This window comes from Marinicella meishanensis, from assembly GCF_019931145.1.
GTDB lineage: Bacteria > Pseudomonadota > Gammaproteobacteria > Xanthomonadales > Marinicellaceae > Marinicella > Marinicella meishanensis.
This window is the reverse complement of the sequence record NZ_JAIOUV010000004.1, coordinates 313,254-329,944: the sequence shown is the minus strand read 5'-3', so window position 1 is coordinate 329,944 and position 16,691 is coordinate 313,254. Positions and strand designations below refer to the sequence as shown.

14 protein-coding genes are annotated in these 16,691 nt (G+C 53.6%); 6 read left to right on the top strand and 8 right to left on the bottom strand.

What is annotated here, in order from left to right:
• Positions 1-21: 21 nt before the first annotated feature.
• The 3 genes from K7G70_RS08745 to K7G70_RS08735 form a co-directional block, all read right to left on the bottom strand.
• Entirely contained in the window at positions 22-3,183 is a 3,162-nt protein-coding gene (locus K7G70_RS08745) for an efflux RND transporter permease subunit (RefSeq protein WP_223788243.1), read from the bottom strand.
• A gap of 16 nt (positions 3,184-3,199) precedes the next feature.
• Complete coding sequence (locus K7G70_RS08740) at positions 3,200-4,177, bottom strand: efflux RND transporter periplasmic adaptor subunit (protein WP_223788242.1); 978 nt, start codon at positions 4,175-4,177, stop codon at positions 3,200-3,202.
• A 170-nt stretch (positions 4,178-4,347) separates the two neighbouring features.
• Positions 4,348-5,499 (bottom strand): GGDEF domain-containing protein, encoded by a 1,152-nt coding sequence (locus K7G70_RS08735; RefSeq protein WP_223788241.1) that lies wholly within the window; start codon positions 5,497-5,499, stop codon positions 4,348-4,350.
• A gap of 86 nt (positions 5,500-5,585) precedes the next feature.
• Here K7G70_RS08735 and K7G70_RS08730 point away from each other — a divergent pair, with 86 nt between their 5' ends.
• Genes K7G70_RS08730 through K7G70_RS08720 form a run of 3 tightly spaced genes read left to right on the top strand, consistent with a single transcriptional unit; the run spans position 5,586 to position 7,909 of the window.
• Positions 5,586-6,095 carry a GFA family protein gene (locus K7G70_RS08730; RefSeq protein ID WP_223788240.1) on the top strand — a complete coding sequence of 170 codons (510 nt, stop codon included), beginning with the start codon at positions 5,586-5,588 and terminating at the stop codon, positions 6,093-6,095.
• Entirely contained in the window at positions 6,092-6,541 is a 450-nt protein-coding gene (locus K7G70_RS08725) for a GNAT family N-acetyltransferase (RefSeq protein WP_223788239.1), read from the top strand. Before K7G70_RS08730 ends, K7G70_RS08725 begins: the two co-directional genes overlap by 4 nt.
• A 36-nt stretch (positions 6,542-6,577) precedes the next feature.
• Entirely contained in the window at positions 6,578-7,909 is a 1,332-nt protein-coding gene (locus tag K7G70_RS08720; RefSeq protein WP_223788238.1) for an amidohydrolase family protein, read from the top strand.
• A gap of 24 nt (positions 7,910-7,933) precedes the next feature.
• On the opposite strand, the gene K7G70_RS08715 is transcribed toward K7G70_RS08720, so the two are convergent.
• Together K7G70_RS08715 and K7G70_RS08710 are read right to left on the bottom strand one after the other, a co-directional pair.
• Positions 7,934-8,461: a nuclear transport factor 2 family protein gene (locus K7G70_RS08715; RefSeq protein ID WP_223788237.1), complete on the bottom strand. Its 528-nt coding sequence runs from the start codon at positions 8,459-8,461 to the stop codon at positions 7,934-7,936.
• Between the two features lie 139 nt (positions 8,462-8,600).
• Entirely contained in the window at positions 8,601-10,067 is a 1,467-nt protein-coding gene (locus K7G70_RS08710; protein WP_223788236.1) for a cysteine peptidase family C39 domain-containing protein, read from the bottom strand.
• Between the two features lie 387 nt (positions 10,068-10,454).
• Here K7G70_RS08710 and K7G70_RS08705 point away from each other — a divergent pair, with 387 nt between their 5' ends.
• From K7G70_RS08705 to K7G70_RS08695, 3 genes are all read left to right on the top strand, one after another.
• A complete protein-coding gene (locus K7G70_RS08705; protein WP_223788235.1) occupies positions 10,455-10,787 on the top strand; it encodes a hypothetical protein in 333 nt (110 codons plus the stop codon).
• Positions 10,784-12,184: a PA domain-containing protein gene (locus K7G70_RS08700; RefSeq protein ID WP_223788234.1), complete on the top strand. Its 1,401-nt coding sequence runs from the start codon at positions 10,784-10,786 to the stop codon at positions 12,182-12,184. Before K7G70_RS08705 ends, K7G70_RS08700 begins: the two co-directional genes overlap by 4 nt.
• A gap of 253 nt (positions 12,185-12,437) precedes the next feature.
• The gene (locus K7G70_RS08695) at positions 12,438-12,617 is read left to right on the top strand and encodes a hypothetical protein (protein ID WP_223788233.1); all 180 of its coding nucleotides are present in this window, start codon (positions 12,438-12,440) and stop codon (positions 12,615-12,617) included.
• A 232-nt stretch (positions 12,618-12,849) separates the two neighbouring features.
• Here the strand turns inward: K7G70_RS08695 and K7G70_RS08690 are convergent, their stop codons facing one another.
• The 3 genes from K7G70_RS08690 to hisE form a co-directional block, all read right to left on the bottom strand.
• On the bottom strand, positions 12,850-13,773 hold the full coding sequence (locus K7G70_RS08690) for a hypothetical protein (RefSeq protein WP_223788232.1): 924 nt from the start codon (positions 13,771-13,773) through the stop codon (positions 12,850-12,852).
• A gap of 278 nt (positions 13,774-14,051) precedes the next feature.
• The gene (gene hisD / locus K7G70_RS08685) at positions 14,052-15,263 is read right to left on the bottom strand and encodes a histidinol dehydrogenase (protein WP_223788231.1); all 1,212 of its coding nucleotides are present in this window, start codon (positions 15,261-15,263) and stop codon (positions 14,052-14,054) included.
• The gene (gene hisE, locus K7G70_RS08680; RefSeq protein ID WP_223788230.1) at positions 15,253-16,497 is read right to left on the bottom strand and encodes a phosphoribosyl-ATP diphosphatase; all 1,245 of its coding nucleotides are present in this window, start codon (positions 16,495-16,497) and stop codon (positions 15,253-15,255) included. Before hisE ends, hisD begins: the two co-directional genes overlap by 11 nt.
• Positions 16,498-16,691: the final 194 nt, after the last annotated feature.

Genomic DNA, 16,691 nt, shown 5'->3' with positions numbered 1-16,691 from the left:
GGTTTGATTAGACCTGCCGCATCAATGGTGTTTCATGAACTGTCGGTACAACACCGGAATCATGAACAAGGTCAACAAGGAGGAAAAGGCCAGGCCGAACACGATCGAAGAGGCCACCGGTCCCCACAGCAGGGATTGGCCGCCCAGGCCAGCGGCCAGGGAGAACAAACCGGCAATGGTGGTGACGGTGGTCATGATGATCGGCACCACCCGGCGGCGGGCGGCGTAGACCGTGGCATGCAAGGGCCGTTTACCCGACTGAATGCGCTCATTGGCCGCCGAGATCAACACAATCGCGCCATTCACGGCAATCCCGGTCAGGGCAATGATGCCGTACAACGTATAGAGGCTTAATGGGTTGTCAGTGATGTACAGCCCAAACACCACACCGGTGAAGGCCATCGGCACGGTGACCATGATCAAAAAGGGTTGGAAGTAGGAGCGCATTTCGGTGGCCAAGATCAAGTAAATCAGTCCCAAGCCCAAAATGAACAAGGCACCCATGGCCCCCAAGCTCTCATTGACGTCATCCAGTTCACCGGAAAAGTCCAAGTCGGTGTTCGGGTATTGGTTGCGGACTTGTTCCCAGGCTTTGACGATGTCGGCATTGATTTTGGCGGTGTTGGTCAGCTCAACATCGATCTCCGCTTCTACCGTGATGGCGCGGCGCAGGTTGTAATGGCGGATGGTGTTGCGACCTTGTGCCGTGCTCTGATGGAATAGATTGGCAAAGGTGGTTTGGCCGCCACCAGGCAGCGCCACCGGATCGTCCATGATGGCATCAATGGCCTGTAAATTGCGCGGTTGGGCACGCACCCTCAGCTCCACTTTTTCGCCTTCATCGCGCATCAAGGCGACGATTTCACCGTCCAGATGCAAACGCAACATGCGCGACACCGTGCCGGGGTCCAGGCCGAAACGGCGGATGTTGGCATGGTTCAGTTCCAGCACCAATTCCGAACGACCCGGGACGTCGTTGTCGATCACTTCTCGCGCCCCTTCGACGCGGTTGTTGACGATGTCCAACACCTCATCGGCCGCGGCGCGCAGTTCCACAAAATCATCGCTGCGCACTTTGACACTGACTGGTTTACCGGCCGGCGGTCCGCCGGAAATTTCCAAAAAGGAAATGACCGCATCACCCGGGGTATTGACCAGGGTTTCACGCACCGTCTCAACCAGTTCATGCACCGAGCGCATGTCACCGGTTTTGGGCATCATTGAAACTTGAATCTGACCGTACTGGTCGCCAAACAGGATTTCCAACTCGGTGAACTTGATCCCCGCCAAGGACGTGATGGCGCGAATCTCGTGGTCCTCGACAAAAGTACGCAGGCGTTTTTCCACCTCAATGGTTTGCGCCAGGGTTTTTTCCAAGGGGGTGTTGGAGGGCATGTCGACGTTGACATAAAACAAGCGGAATGGGTCAAAGGTGAAAAATTCGGTTTTCACTTTTTCCTGTTGCATGATTTGGATCGCCCCGACAAAACACAGGATGCCGAACACGATGATCACATAAGGTCGGCGCATCATGAAGCACAACACGCGGGTGTATTTGGTGCGCAATTTGCGGGTCCAGCGGGTGCGCCAATCCTCAGCGGCGCCTTTGGGAAGAAAATCTGGTGCTGCCTCAGCCATCTGGGGCGGTTTTTTCGGTTGGCGCCATCGGGCCATCATTCGGCGGATTCGCGATGGTTTGTTTTTGTTCTTTTCGCTGCCAATCACATGGGCCGGTAAGATCCAAAACGCCTCGATCAAGCTGATGGCCAAGCCCAAGGTCACCACAAATGGGATCACGAACATGAATTTGCCCAAAATGCCAGGCAGCAACATCAGTGGCAAAAATGCCGCCATGGTGGTCAACACCCCGGCGGTCACCGGGGCGCCCACTTCACGCAGCGAGTCCAAGGCCGCCGTCAAGGCATCGGCCCCCCGCTGCATGCGAAAATAAATCGCTTCGACCACCACCACCGCGTCGTCCACCAGCATCCCCAAGACAATGACAATGCCCAACAGCACCGACACGTTCAAGGTGTTGCCGGTCATGTTCAACACCCACAAGGTGCCGGTGATGGAGAATACAATGCCCAAGGTCACGAAAAAGGCAATTTTGAAGCCCAGGAACAACCAACAGACGAACAACACCAAAATCAAACCCAAGCCGGCATTGGTTTGCATGATCGACAAGGCCGAGCGGGTTTGGATGGTTTGGTCATCGGCCAAAATCAATTCAATGCCCAGCGATTCCAATTGTTGGTTTTTGTCTTCGATGTAGGCGTTGATGCGATCCACCAACTGCAAGGTGTTGACCATCGACACTTTGGTCACCGCCATAGACACCGCTGGTTGGCCTTGATACGCGGCCAGTTGCGCCGGGTCTTCGCGGCTTCTGGAGACCGTCGCCACCTGATCCAAGGTCAGGGCATTGCCGGCCACCGCCGGCAGTTGGATGTTGGCCACTTGGCCCGGCTGATCGGTGGTGCCCGCCACCCGCACCAGCCATTCATTGCCAGCCACTTCAGCACTGCCGGCGGCCACATCGCGAAACGCCCCGCGCACCGTTTCGGCCAATTGCACCGCATCCAACCCATGGGCCGCCAACAACACCGGATCGAATTCAACGTGAATTTCCGGATCGTGCAAACCCGACGGGGTGACCTGATCGACCCCCCGCAGACCTTCCAAATCTTCTTTGACTTTGCGTGCTTGTGAGCGCAGCACCTCATCGTCGGCCTGGCCTGTGACCACCACCAGGGCAGTGGGAAAGCCGTTGGATGTGGTCAGCTCAATGATCAAGGGGTCGGTGGCGTCATCCGGTAATTCGGCGCTGGCCTTGTTTTGAATCTCGCGCCGCAGGTCGTTGATCCGTTTATCAAAGTTGCGTTCGCCGATGTCGCGAAAGCGCACCAGGATGTTGGACACCGATTCGCGCGAGGTGGAGTTGGTGAAACTGATGTCTTGCACGTTTTTGATCGCATCTTCCAACGGTGAGGTGACCAGTTTCTCGACATCTTCGGCCGAGGCCCCAGGCAACACCGTGTTGATGTTGATCCAATAAAAGTTGATCTCCGGGTCTTGTTCGCGCGGCATGATCAGGTAGGACATCAAACCCATGACCACCACCACAGTGAACAGGATGTTGACCAGTGGGTGGTTGGTGAGGATGTTGGACCAAAATTTCATGGTTTGACTCCTGCGCTCACTTGATCATGATGGCCTGGCCATCTTGCAGCCGTTCACGACCGCCGATGATCACCGGTTGATTGACGGTGAAATTGACCACGGCTGGGCGGCCTTCTTGCGCCTCGGGCAGTGGATTGAATTGGGCCCGATCGCCGTTGGCGGTAAAAAAGCCCAGTTGGCCATCGCGTTTGATGACCAAATCGGCGGGCAGCATTTGGCCGGCAACGGTCCAGACCAATTGTCCGCTTTGACCGACCAACACCGCTGCCAGGGGTTTGAAACGGGCGGTTTGTAAGGCCGATTGGGCTTCAATGACGCCGCTCAACTGCAACAATTCAACCGGCACGGTTTGGTCCAAGGCGACAAACTCCAAGCGGTTGGCCGCAGCCAACTGCGCGGCGGTGTGACTGGGAATCTTGGCATGCACTTGCGCGGCATCGCGCTGCACCAAATTCAGCACCGGTGAGCCGGTGACCAACAATTGTCCCAGTTGGGCTTGGCGGGCGGTCACCACGCCGTTAAAAGGGGCATGGATGCGGGTTTTTTCGACCTGTCGGGCGGCTGATTTTTCCGCCACTTTGAGCCGCAACAAGTCGGCCCGCAACACCGCCACATCGGTCTCTCGGGCCAACAAATCATCGGCCGAGATGTACTGGCTTTGTTTCAGCTCATTGGCCCGTTCCAGGCGCAACTCGGCCTGTGTCAGGCGGGCTTGGGCGGCCTGAATGTTGGCCTTGGCTTGTTCCCATTGCAAGTTCACATCGGTGGCATCCAAACGCACCAACAAGTCGCCTTGGGTCACCGCATCTCCCAGCTCCACTTCAACGGCTTGCACCACGGCGGTGATTTCGGTGGACAACTGGCTGTTGTTCTTTGCCACCACTTCGGCGTTGGCAGTCAGGCGGCGTTCAATCAGCACCTCACCGAGCGGTTGGGTGGTTACAGGGATGGTGGTTTCGACGTTGGTTTGGGCGTGGACAGACAGGCTGCACATTAAGATCAATAAATAGCGCACAATGGACTCCGGTATGGGTGGTTTCCTGGGGGGCGGAAAGTTTTCGTTATTGTACTGGATTTGGCTTTGGATTTGGTTAAAACGGTCCAACAATGGGCGAAAAGATGAACATTTGCTCGATATTTTCTCAAGCGGCCTGATCACCCAGCCTATCGTTTCATCTGCAAGCGGTTGCGGCCTTTTTTCTTGGCGGTGTACAAGGCTTGATCGGCGGTTTTGATGGTGCTGGCGGCATCGCCTTTACCAATGGAATCGGTGACTCCGATGGAAATGGTGACTAGCACTTCTTGGGGTTTTTGGCTGCGGCGCCGGTTCACCACAAAGGGGGTGTTGGCCACCGCTTGAATCAAGTCTTGTAAGTGGGATTTGATTTCATCGGCGCCGTGGTTGGGGAACACGATGGTGAACTCTTCACCGCCATAGCGATAAGCCAAGCCGCCACCGGACACTTGACCAATCTTGGCGGCAATCATGCGCAACACATCATCGCCCACATCATGGCCATAGGTGTCATTGAATTGTTTGAAATGATCGACATCCACCATGGCCAAAGCATAAATGCCCAAGGCCCGTTGCAAGCGTTCTTCCAAGGCCCGTCGTCCAGGCAAGGCGGTCAGTTCATCAACATAAGCCAGGTGCCAGGTGCGGTGTAAGGCATTGAACAACAACACCAACAAAAAGGCACTGGCCACAAACAAGCGCAACACCGTTTGATCGCTGCTGAGCAGTGAGCCAACTGCCAGCAGCGACAACAAGCTGTTCAAAGCATGGTGGTCGCGTTGGCGCCAGCCACTGATGATCAAGGCGGTAGCCAACAACAACAGCAAGCCGGCTGTGGTCGGTGCCAACAGCCCGTCATCAACCAGGCCCTCAGGCCAGGTCAGCAGCGTTTGCCACCAAGCCAACCAGTCGGGTTTTCTGCTGGCCAGACCCACGGCCAAGCCGACCAGGATCAACAGCAATGTGTGGCTGGGCCAGGCCGCCCAAGAGATCAAGCCCCGTTCTGGTAACAGCCACACCACCAACACCACCGCAGCGGCCAGCAACCACATCAGTTCATGCGGCAACCCAGCCCAGCCCAGCCAGCCAGCGGCCCACACCACCAACACCAAAGCCGCCTGGTAAAACAACCGCGCGGTGTTGAAATATATCGACAAAGCGAGCAAGGTCAAGGCCAGAAAGTGCGGCAGAAAGCCGAACATTTGTTGTGCCATCGGGGGCCAATGGGCGTGATAAAAATAGCCGATCACCGACAAACCGATGATGAAAAAGACGGGCAATGTGAGTTTCAGTAACTGCAAGGCTGATCTGGGGTTAACGTGGTTTTTATGATAAACACCACACCGGCAAAATGCTATGATAAAGATTGGCAATCTGGGGATGCAATATGACCGAAACAAGAACCGCAGAACGGGTTGGTGGCTGTGCTTGTGGCCAAGTGCGTTATCAACTCAAGGCAGCACCCATTTTCGTGCATTGTTGTCACTGCAGCCGTTGTCAGCGAGAAAATGGTTCGGCTTTTGCGCTGAATGCCATGATTGAAGCGGCACAAATCGATTTATTAAGTGGTGATGTGGCGATGATCGATGTGCCCTCAGCCAGTGGTCGGGGACAAACCATGGCCCGTTGCCCCCAATGCCAAGTGGCGCTGTGGAGCCATTATGGCGGCCTGGGCCAATGGCTCAGTTTTGTGCGGGTGGGCACCTTGGATGATCCGCAGCAACTGCCACCTGATGTGCACATCTATACCAGCACCCAGCAAGCTTGGTTTGATACCGGGGGCCAAATCCCGGTGTTTGCAGAATACTACGACCGCCATGAGTTGTGGGATGCCGATCAATTGGCCCGCTTTGATGCCTTGTTGAAGCTGCGACAAGCGGCCCAAGCCGAATCATGAACATCCGCCCAGCCGAGCCCCACGACATCCAGGCCTGGACCGCCATGCGCAGCGACCTGTGGCCCGACAGCCAAGACCAGCACCTGTGTGAATTGAAGGCTTACTTCAATGGCGAATCAATCGACATTGAGGTGTGTTTTGTGGTGCAGGATGAGGGCGGCGAACTGGGTGGTTTCATCGAGCTGAACATCCGCAATTTTGCCGAGGGGTCGCGCCAGCCAGCGGTGCCCTATGTGGAAGGGTGGTATGTGGCGCCAGCCTGTCGCGGTCGACATTGGGGCTTGGCCTTGATGCAACGGGCAGAACGGTGGGCCACAGAACTGGGTTATACTGAATTGGCCAGCGACACCGAAATTGACAACCACAAAAGCATGGCCTTACACCAGCAAATGGGGTTTGAAGAAACTGAGCGCGTGGTGTGTTTTTTGAAAAATTTGGCCTGTTAACACCCACTTAAAGGCCCCAAACAAGAGAGGAGCATCATGAAAAAAATCATTCTGTGGTCTTGGGCCATGCTGTGGTCGTTCACCACCCAAGCCGAAGACATCAAAGCCTTGGTTGGCGGCATGCTGATTGATGGTTTCAAAGACCAGCCGGTACAAAATTCGGTGGTCATCATCACCGGCGATAAAATCACTGCGGTGGGGCAGGTCGGTGACATTGAGATCCCCGCCGGGGCCGAAGTGATTTCCACCGAAGGCATGACTGTGATGCCTGGCTTGTGGGACATGCATGTGCACTTGATGATCAATGGCCATGCCGATTACAGTCATTGGCACAGCACCTATCCGGATCGCTTTGAACAGGAAATCATGCCGGCCTCAGCGCACCAATTGTTGTTGGCTGGGGTCACCTCGGCCCGCGATTTGGGCGCGCCATTGGAAGCCAGCATCCGGGTTCGTGATGCCATCAACCGCGGTGACATCCCCGGTCCCACCATGTACATGTCCGGCCCATTCATCCAGAAAAAGCCGTATCCGGGCACTGAGCTTTATCGCTGGGGGATCGACGGGCCCCGAGATGCCCGGGCCAAAGTCAAACAGCTGGCCACCGCCGGGGTGGATGTGATCAAGTTGATTGATCAGGACCAAATGAGCGAAGCCGAATTGATGGCCGTGGTCGACGAAGCACACCAACACGGATTGCCGGTGGTGGCCCATGCCCACCGGCCCAAAGAAATCTTGTTGGGACTCAAAGCCGGGGTCGATAACTTTGAACACACCGGCTTGTCCACCGCGCCGGAATACCCGCCTGAAGTGATCGCTGGTTTGCGCGAGCGGGCGGCACAAATGAACTTGGGTCCCTTGTTTTGGACCCCCACGGTGGAAGGCCTGTTCAATTATGATTACGTAAAAAACAACACCGAGAAATTGGACAACGACAGCTGGCACTTGGGCTTGTCAGAGGACATCATCGCCGACATCAAACAATCCATCACCCACCCAGAGCGGTTGCCTTATTTTCAAATAACCAGCAAGCGCAAACCCACCCTAAAACGCAAAATTCACCAGTTGTTGGATGCCGGGGTGGTGTTGATGGTGGGCACCGACAGCGGCATACCTTTGAAATTTCACAGCCAATCCACCTGGAATGAGCTGGACATTTGGGTGCGGGAAATGGGCATAGCGCCGATGGATGCGATCCGCGGTGCCACCTATTGGCCGTCGGTGATGATGAAAGTCGATGATGAGGTGGGCACCATCACCGCTGGCAAGTATGCCGACATCATTGCAGTCAAGGGCGATGTGTTGCGTTACATCAACTTGCTGCAACGGGTCGATATGGTGTTCAAACACGGTCAACGGGTGAAGTGAACCACCACCGATTGCCCCATATTTTCAGGGTTTTTCGTTCGTGTTCTTGGCCGGCGCCAGTTGCCAGTTGATCTGTTGTTGGTAGCTGGCATAATCGGCATAATCGGTGTGACTGATGATCTGTTGGTCGGCAAACACCAACACGGTGGTGATCGGAATGGAAACCAACACCGGACCGGTGGCCCGCTCACCATACCAGGCATCTGGTAACACACTTTCAAAAGTGGCATGAATCACCACATGGTTGCCGGAAACAAACTGTTCTTTGACTTTGAACGTCAGGTGTTGGGGTTTGTTTTCGCCAAAAATGCCGCTGAGAAAAGTGGCCACTTCGGCTTTGCCCCGATGGGAGAATGAACGACCAAAGGCATCGGTTGCCGTGGGGTCATTGAAGTGGATGTTGGCATGCTGCAGTTGGCTCATGGCCGGGATGTCCCAGGCGCTGTAAGCCTGCATGTATTGCGTGGCCAAGGCAGCCAAAGATGGCTGGTGGTCGGCACCGAAGGCACTGCTGCTGGTGATCATCAGCCAGCCAAGGAAGGCATGTTTCATGGGTCAATCAGGTTGTGAAGTGGCTTCATTGTAAGTTCTGACTGCCAGCAGCGAATCTGCCAATGGTCACAGCGGTGATGGGGCAGCAGCCCAAAGGCTGGCAAGGTGCCAGCCTTTGGCTCTGAACCGCCTGAAACCATCAGCCGCGTTTGCAGGCATTGATCGCAGAGGACCAGTTGTCACCTTGCTTGATGGCCTTTTTGAAACAGACCACGGTGCGGTTGGCATTCAGCGAGCTGGCACACAATTTCAAGGCATTTTCCCATTGCCATTGGGTGCCACCACCCCAATTGACCCCGCCGTGCATCACTTGTTTGAAACACTGTGCGGGTTGCTCGGTGCCCACCGAACCACACAAGCGGTCCAGGTTGTTTTGGCCCCAGCGTTTGTTGCCTTGGTAATCCCAAGCAATTTTATTTTGCAGGCTGGCATGGCAGCGGTCTTGGCTGGCATGGACGATGACCGGGACTTGGGTGTTGACCGTGGTGGCGGCTCGGTAATTGAGGTTGATCTGCGCTTCGTGCCGTTGCCCGGTGAAGCGCACCCAAGGTTGGCCTTCCACCGTTTTCATGTCATGTGCTTGGCCATTTTCGATGGCTTTGACGGTCACCCGATTGACATTCCAATTGTCGCCACCCATGCCGCCGGAAAATCGGGTGAGCAATTTGATGTGGCTGATGTCGCTGCGATCGACCGGTTGGTTTAAACTCAATTCGATGGTTTGGGTGTAGTTATCGATCCAGCGCCTGGAGTTGTTGATGTTGTTGAACCGCTGTGGGCTCATGCCATACACCCCGACTTCAATGTCCACATTGTCATTACCGCCTCGCAGGTCGTCACTACCGGTGGTGATTTCCAAGCGCAGTTGATGGACTTTGCCATCATTGTGGACTGCAGCTTGGGCCAAGTTGGGCGGGTTGTGGCTGCGGTATTTGCGGTCGACAAAATAAGTTTGCCAACGTTTGTTGTGGTCATCCACGTAATACCATTGTTCCGAGCCTGGATCGGCTTTCAAAGTTCGCTTGGCGTTTTTCTTGTTGGGGTCATACACATAAATTTCAAAGTCGGTTTGGTACGGACCCAAATCGCCTCGGTACCGGCCCATCTTGTAGCCAATGGCCAGAATCTGGTGATCGCCACCTTCATGGTCATCGGCATGAAACAAACCCAACGGCACCGGTATCCCGCGATCAATGGCTGCACGCAACTCATCGATGCGTCCCCCGGGCTTGCCCTCCAAACCCCATTTGAAGAATTCACTGTTGCGCGCCCCCAAAGGATTCACTCCCAATTCTGCCCATTTGTCGATGTTGTCGGCAATCGAGTGAACTTGACGGTCGTAGATGTAGTCATGCAAGGGGCTGTGCACCGCTGGACGGTAATCTTGTCTGGGAATCGGTTTGCCGGCCAGAAAATGGTCCAAGGCGGTATACACCATGCCGCCGCACAAGCCATTGGTGCGCCAATCGACTTCTTTGATGAAATCATTGGTGAAGGTGTTCTCAAAATTGAAACCATGGATCGCGGGGTCGAATGAAGTGTGACGCTCTTGAGCCAGGATCAGGGTGCTGAAGGTGATCAGCCAGGCGGTAATCAAATGTTTCATGATGTTGCTCCTCGTTTTGATGAATGTATTTCATGCTACGTGGGATGGCGCAGATTCATGACATCGAAAGCGTCTTTTTTTGTGGTTTGGCGCTTGATCGTGGATGGCATCACATTTTGTTGAAAACCACCGTTCAAGTGGCGTTCATTTTGGCCGATTGTGAGGGATGTGGGCCAAATCAACCGTTCAATTCGGGGTATTGTGTTCACCTCGGTCAGTACGCCACCGCTGGAGGGGGTTGTGAAAGAGGCCACCCACAGTGGGCCAGGTTTAGCCAATGACCGAAAAAGGTCAAATGCAATGAAACCGGCGGTACTTTACTCTATAATCATTGACGGATTTTTTGAAGATCCTCTCCCTTTACATAACCTTTAAAAAGAGATAACCATGAAAATAACACATAAAATACTGTTGGCTGGCTCTTTGGGGCTCGCTGCCTTGACCACCCAAGTCAGTGCCCAAACCACCCAAACAGACAAACCCACAGAACCCAAGACCCAACTCGAACTGGATGCCATCAACCAATCACAACAAGGTCTGGAAGTGGTTCGCCATGCCGATGGCAGTGAATCGGTCGATTTGAAAGGTCGTTTTCAAATGTTCTCTGTGGCCAAAGTGGTCAATGGAGAAATTGTATACAGTTGTCAGAACCATGACCAGCTGGGACCTGATCACCAACATGGCCCCGCGCTAGTGGCCACCAAGCGGGGTGAAAAATGAGTCAGTTGAAACTACGCACCCCATGGGCCTTGTTGGCCCTGATGACCTGTGGTTCGGCTTTTGGCCAAGCCACCATCACCATTAACAACACCGATGGTGCCGGTGAAGGATTCAATGACCCCACCCCAGTGGCGCCGATTGGTGGCAACACCGGTACCACTTTGGGTGAACAGCGTTTGATCGCCTTCCAAAGAGCGGCTGACATTTGGGAAACCTTCTTGGACAGCGATGTTGAGATTGTGGTCAATGCCGCATTCAATCCCTTGACTTGTAGCCAAAACGGCGCGGTCTTGGGTTCGGCCGGTGCCGCCAGTGTGCATGCGGATTTCGCCAATGCACCGGTGGCCGACACGTGGTACAACCCATCATTGGCCAGCTCTTTGGCCGGTGTTGATGTCAATGGTGCCCAAGCTGAAATCAACTCCCAATTCAACTCAGAGTTGGACAATGGTTGTTTGAACAGTGGTTGGTACTACGGTTTGGACGGTGCCACACCACAAGGCTTCACCGCATTCTTACCGGTGTTGTTGCATGAAATGGGTCATGGTTTGGGCTTCCAAACCTTCACCAGTGGCACCACCGGCGCCTTCTTTTCTGGTCGACCAGACATTTGGACCTTGTTCATGCGTGATTTGAGCACCGGTGAGCAGTGGGTCGATATGGACAATGCCGAACGTGTGGCCTCGGCCATCAATGACCCCAACTTGGTTTGGACCGGTCCCAACGTCACCGCTGAATTTCCCAATGTGTTGGGCAATCCCGCGGTGTTGACCATTAACTCTCCTGGCGGTATTGCCGGTGACTATGCGGTTCAAACGGCTTCTTTTGGTCCGGCCATTCCAGAAATGGGATTGACCGCCGATGTGGTACTGGCAGATGACGGCACCGGTGGCGATGTGAACGATGCTTGTGAACCGATCATCAATGACTTGACCGGTGCCATTGCCATTGTCAATCGAGGCAGCTGTAACTTCACCCTCAAAGTGATTAATTCACAAAACGCCGGTGCGGTGGCGGTGTTGGTGGCCAACAACGTGTCCCCAGGTTTGCCGCCCATGGGTGGTTCGGATCCTGCCGTGACCATTCCTTCGGTCGGTATTTCGTTGGACGATGGGGCTTTGATCACGGGCAACTTGCCGGGCGTCAATGTGACCTTGGGTTATGACACCGGCCAATTTGCTGGTGCCAATGGTGGCTTTGTGCGGCTGTATGCGCCGAACCCATTTGAACAAGGTTCCTCGGTGTCACACTTCACCCGCGACGCCAACCCGAACCTGTTGATGGAGCCGAGCATCACCCCCACCATTTTTGATGAAATCGACCTGACCTTGCAGTTGTTCCAAGACATTGGTTGGAACACGGTGGAAGATCTGATTTTTGCCGACGATTTTGAATAATAGCGGTCTATCAACAAAGCCTCAAAAACCGGGCCCTGAGCCCGGTTTTTTTGACACTGCAAGAGCAGTGCAAAAAATCACATCCTTCACGGTGGTCGAGTCAAACCGAAAATTGAACCAAGTCGATAAGCGGCCATGATCAGATCAAGCGAGGTTTTTGTGGATTTTTGTGTGGCTTAATATGGTCAGGATGGTTGGAATAATTAGCCCTTTAAGTGGACTCAGAAATTCCGACCAATGCTTCACTTGATCAATGGAAAAATACTGCAAGGTAATCAAAGCACTGATGCTGATCCACATCAGCACCAAGCCATATTTGATGTTGAACACCACCATGATCAAGGCAGCAATGATGGCTGTTCTTATCACCGAACTGATACCATGGATGTCAATGAATCCAATCAAGCTTGTTGCTGCAGTGAACAGCGAATAAACTTTGACTGAATGGTAGCTTATCAGAAATCCAGCCAGCAGGAATATGATGATTTTAAGGGTCATTGGGTGAAGTGTTGTCATTGGTCTGAATTCCCAAATGGATGCCATTTTGCTGGTTTGCCAACACAGTCATAGTGCCATTTGTCATGAACACTTGTTCCATTGATCAATCAATGAATGAGGCGTGTTTCATCATCTTTAATATCGCGCATTAGATGACGTAAGTCAGCTCAATCAAACGTGGTGCGAAAGATCACATCCCAACGGAAATCACTGAGGTGGTAGATGGCGTTGAGCAGGATCTGCAGGTTGTTACCGCTGGTGGCATTGGGCTGGTATTCGCCGGGTTGATAGACCATCACCGGCGCGGTCCAGCCGGGGCACAACTTGGTGTAACCCAGCAGGTGTTGGTTGCCGTTGTCGCTGTAGTTGCTCTGGAACAAAGGCTCGATCTCACAACCGCTGTTGCCGCTGTTGAAATCCATTTGGGGATAGCGCTCATCCGGGGTGTTGTTGAAATAGGGGTAGTTGGCCGTGGGAATGCCCTGGCCGGGGTTGCCATAGGTGGTGGTGCCGGCATAAGTGATCTCATGGGTGCCGATGAAATGGTTGCCACCGACAAAAATCACGTCTTGCCCGTTGACGGTGTTCCAGGGCACCGCGCCGGTGGCTTGTGAGCCCAATAAATCCTGTATGCCTTGTTTGCCGCCGGTCAGGTAAATGCCGTGATGAAAGCTGATCACCCCACCACCGGTTTGTAAGAAGTTGTCCACGGCACTGACGAAAGCCGCCTGGCGACCGGCTGCGTTGTTGCCGTTGTTGGGAATGCGGTGGGCAAAATAAATCAACACCTCGGGGCGGTCCACATGCCCGACCGGTAAATTCAAGGCAGCGGTGGCCAACTCAATGTCGTTGGTGTCTATTTCCAAAATGATGTGGCTGTTCAGGGCCGTGGTTTGGCTCAAGGTTTGTGATAAGTCACCCGGTTGCATCAAGTCGGCATCGGCCAAGCCATGGGGGTTGACTTCATCAGACACGATCAGCACATCCAGCGGCTCATGGGGTGGCAGGGATTGGGCTTGGGTTGCAGCCGCCAAGACCAGGCCCAGCCAGATCGGCAGCCGTTTCATCAATGATTTTGTGTGCAATTTCATGTCTTCATTCTAGCTTAATCAGGGGTCAGGATCAGGTACTGGTTCACAGTGTGGAACCCGGTGGATGACCGGCTTGATGCAAAGGTGTGTAACCAAATGGAGTTTGGCCCGTTGATATAGCAGACCTCTGACTGATTTTCAGAGACAAACACCTTTACGCTCTCCTCTTCTGTTTGTCTTTGAAGTCAGTCAAAGGCCTACTGACATGGGCGCCGGATCAGGACTCTTCTCCTTCCTGAAGATCAGATCCCGACAGTCGGGATCAGCCTGATCTGCTCTTACTTCCTGATTTCGGCGCTTTGTTGGTGATAAACCAGGCCTTCGGCAGCGGCCAATTTGGCCGCGATGTTGGCCAACACCCCGCGACCTGTGGCACTGATTTTTTGGGTGGACAGGACTTTCAAAAATTGATGCACACTCAATCCGCCCGAAAACTTACCGGCCCCAGCGGTGGGCAAGGTGTGGTTGGGTCCGGCACAATAATCACCAAAAGCCACCGCCGAATTTTCACCAATGAACAAGGAACCGTAGTTGGTGAACAAGCCGGTTTTCATGGACTCATCACAGACCATCAGGTGTTCGGGGGCATAATCATTGATGAAGTCCAAGGCCTGTTGTTGATCATCGGCCAACAACAACACGATGTTGTCATTTTCCAGGAGTTCTTGGCCACGCTCGTGTTCGGCCAACAAGCCATGTAAGTTCAACAGCAAGTCTTCCTGTTCACTGACCACCAGACTGACGGCATGGGCGTCGTGTTCGGCTTGGGCCAGGGCATCGAACATCAGCCATTCGGGTTGTTTGATGTGATTGGCATAAATCAACAGCTCGCTGGGTCCGGCCAGTGTGTCGATTTGGGTGCGGTGTTGTATTTGGGCTTTGGCTTGATTGACAAACGCATTACCTGGTCCGACGATCATGTTGACCGGTGGGGTTTGGTCAAAGCCGTATGACAGGGCGCCAATGGCTTGGGCCCCACCCACGTGTAAAAACTGTGTGGCCCCGGCCAAACTGGCAGCGGCCAACAAAGCCGGATCAGCCGAAGGCGAACAGGCCACCCGCACCGGACAGCCGGCCACCTGGGCCGGCGTCAAGGTCATCAAGGCGGTTGAAATCAGTGGAAACTGGCCACCGGGGATGTAGGCGCCGATGCGCTCAATGGGTTGATAGACAAAACCAAAATCGCCCATTTCATCGCTGAACTGGTCGTTCTTCAGGTCCTTCATTTGAAATTGACAAAACTTTTTGATGCGGCGGTGGGCGCTTTGAATGGCATCTTTCAACGATTGCTCAATGGGGTATTCATCGAACGGCAACAGGTCAATGTATTGCACCGGTTGTCCATCAATTTTTTGGCTGATGGCCTGCACCGCCTGATCGCCATGCTGTTTGATCTTGGCCAATATCTTGGCCACCGTGGTTTCGATTTTTTCTTGGTTTTTAAAGGTGGGGCGCTGGTACTCAGACACCCGCACAAATTCATCGCTCATGGTTTCGACTCCGCAAGTCATTGACTATTTCTTGGATGCCCACGCCTTTGGCTTTGGCCATCACCAGGGTGAAGAACAACAAATCGGCGGCTTCCCAGCGCACGTGGTTGTGCTCGGTGGCCTCGATCAACTCATCGCATTCTTCTTTCAGTTTCTCAATCTGCATGGCTTCACTGGCGAGCAGTTTTTGACTGAAGGATGGTGGTCCATCTGTGGCCTGCATGCGTTGTTCCAACACCTCATCCAGGTAGTCCAGTGTATAACTTTTGCGTTGGCTGGGAAAGCAGGAATAGCGATCAAAATGGCAGGCGTTGTTGACTTGTTCAACCAGAAACAACAAGGAATCGCCGTCACAATCCACATCCACTTGCCGCAATTGTTGGGTGTTGTTGCTGGTCAGCCCTTTGGTCCACAATTCATTTCTGGATCTTGAAAAATAGGTGCCGGTGCGGTGCGTCAGGGCGTGTTGTAATGACTCGGCTGATGAGTAAGCCAGCATCAGCACTTTATGGGTTTTCACATCCTGCACCACGGTCGGTACCAGCGGTGCCTTGTTGAAATCAACCAAAGACATGAAGGCGGTGGTCAACGACATGTGTCCGGAATAAATGGCCATGCCAATCTGCGAATTGGCACCGTGTTGGTTGATCCATTGCAAGTCTTCGTAGCTGGTGATGCCGCCGGCCACGGTGACCGGAATGGGTGAAGCTTCGATCACCGCACTGATCCGTGCTTGATCAATGCCTTGCATCATGCCTTCTTTTTTCACTTGGGTATACAAGAACTCACCGCAGTGTTGGGCCCAATCGTCGATGATGTCCAGAACCTTGATGTCTTGTGTTTTTTTCCAGCCATGGGTGGTCAAGTGATCGTCTTTGGCATCGATGGCAAAAATCAGTGATTGGCGTGGTAACTTTTTGACCCAATCCTGACTGGCCGAGGTGCCCAAAATGATCTTGCTGGCACCGGCGGCCAAATAGCTTTTGGCCGTTTCCAGGTCGCGGATGCCACCGCCCACCCGACAAGGTCGCCGGCGCAGCAGTTGTTCTATCAGTGCTTGATTGGAGCCCTGGCCCATGGCCGCATCCAAATCAATGATGGCCACCTCGCCATACAAGGAAAATTCTTCGAGCAATTCAAACACGTCTTCGCGTTCGTGGATTTTATTGTCGCCTTCGCCTTGTTGTAACTGCACGGCTTTGCCGCCCATGAGATCGATACTGGGTATTAACATATTTTCTCCAGGGGTGAATCGATCTGAGTCTCAATCCTGCGTTGTAGACGTACTCGCATGGTCACGTATCTTTATACACTCACATGCTGTGTGCGCCAACGCCTTGACCTGAGCCTCAGCTCAATCCACAAGTTTTTGTTGTTTTATATTCGTTTTTATTTTTTTTGCTTTGTGGACGTATTCAAATGGTCTTG

Coding starts and splice junctions, on each gene's coding strand:
- K7G70_RS08745 (WP_223788243.1), bottom strand. CDS start 3,183: ATGAAATTTTGGTCCAACATCCTCACCAACCACCCACTGGTCAACATC.
- K7G70_RS08740 (WP_223788242.1), bottom strand. CDS start 4,177: ATGTGCAGCCTGTCTGTCCACGCCCAAACCAACGTCGAAACCACCATC.
- K7G70_RS08730 (WP_223788240.1), top strand. CDS start 5,586: ATGACCGAAACAAGAACCGCAGAACGGGTTGGTGGCTGTGCTTGTGGC.
- K7G70_RS08725 (WP_223788239.1), top strand. CDS start 6,092: ATGAACATCCGCCCAGCCGAGCCCCACGACATCCAGGCCTGGACCGCC.
- K7G70_RS08720 (WP_223788238.1), top strand. CDS start 6,578: ATGAAAAAAATCATTCTGTGGTCTTGGGCCATGCTGTGGTCGTTCACC.
- K7G70_RS08715 (WP_223788237.1), bottom strand. CDS start 8,461: ATGAAACATGCCTTCCTTGGCTGGCTGATGATCACCAGCAGCAGTGCC.
- K7G70_RS08710 (WP_223788236.1), bottom strand. CDS start 10,067: ATGAAACATTTGATTACCGCCTGGCTGATCACCTTCAGCACCCTGATC.
- K7G70_RS08705 (WP_223788235.1), top strand. CDS start 10,455: ATGAAAATAACACATAAAATACTGTTGGCTGGCTCTTTGGGGCTCGCT.
- K7G70_RS08700 (WP_223788234.1), top strand. CDS start 10,784: ATGAGTCAGTTGAAACTACGCACCCCATGGGCCTTGTTGGCCCTGATG.
- K7G70_RS08695 (WP_223788233.1), top strand. CDS start 12,438: ATGGAAAAATACTGCAAGGTAATCAAAGCACTGATGCTGATCCACATC.
- K7G70_RS08690 (WP_223788232.1), bottom strand. CDS start 13,773: ATGAAATTGCACACAAAATCATTGATGAAACGGCTGCCGATCTGGCTG.
- hisD (WP_223788231.1), bottom strand. CDS start 15,263: ATGAGCGATGAATTTGTGCGGGTGTCTGAGTACCAGCGCCCCACCTTT.
- hisE (WP_223788230.1), bottom strand. CDS start 16,497: ATGTTAATACCCAGTATCGATCTCATGGGCGGCAAAGCCGTGCAGTTA.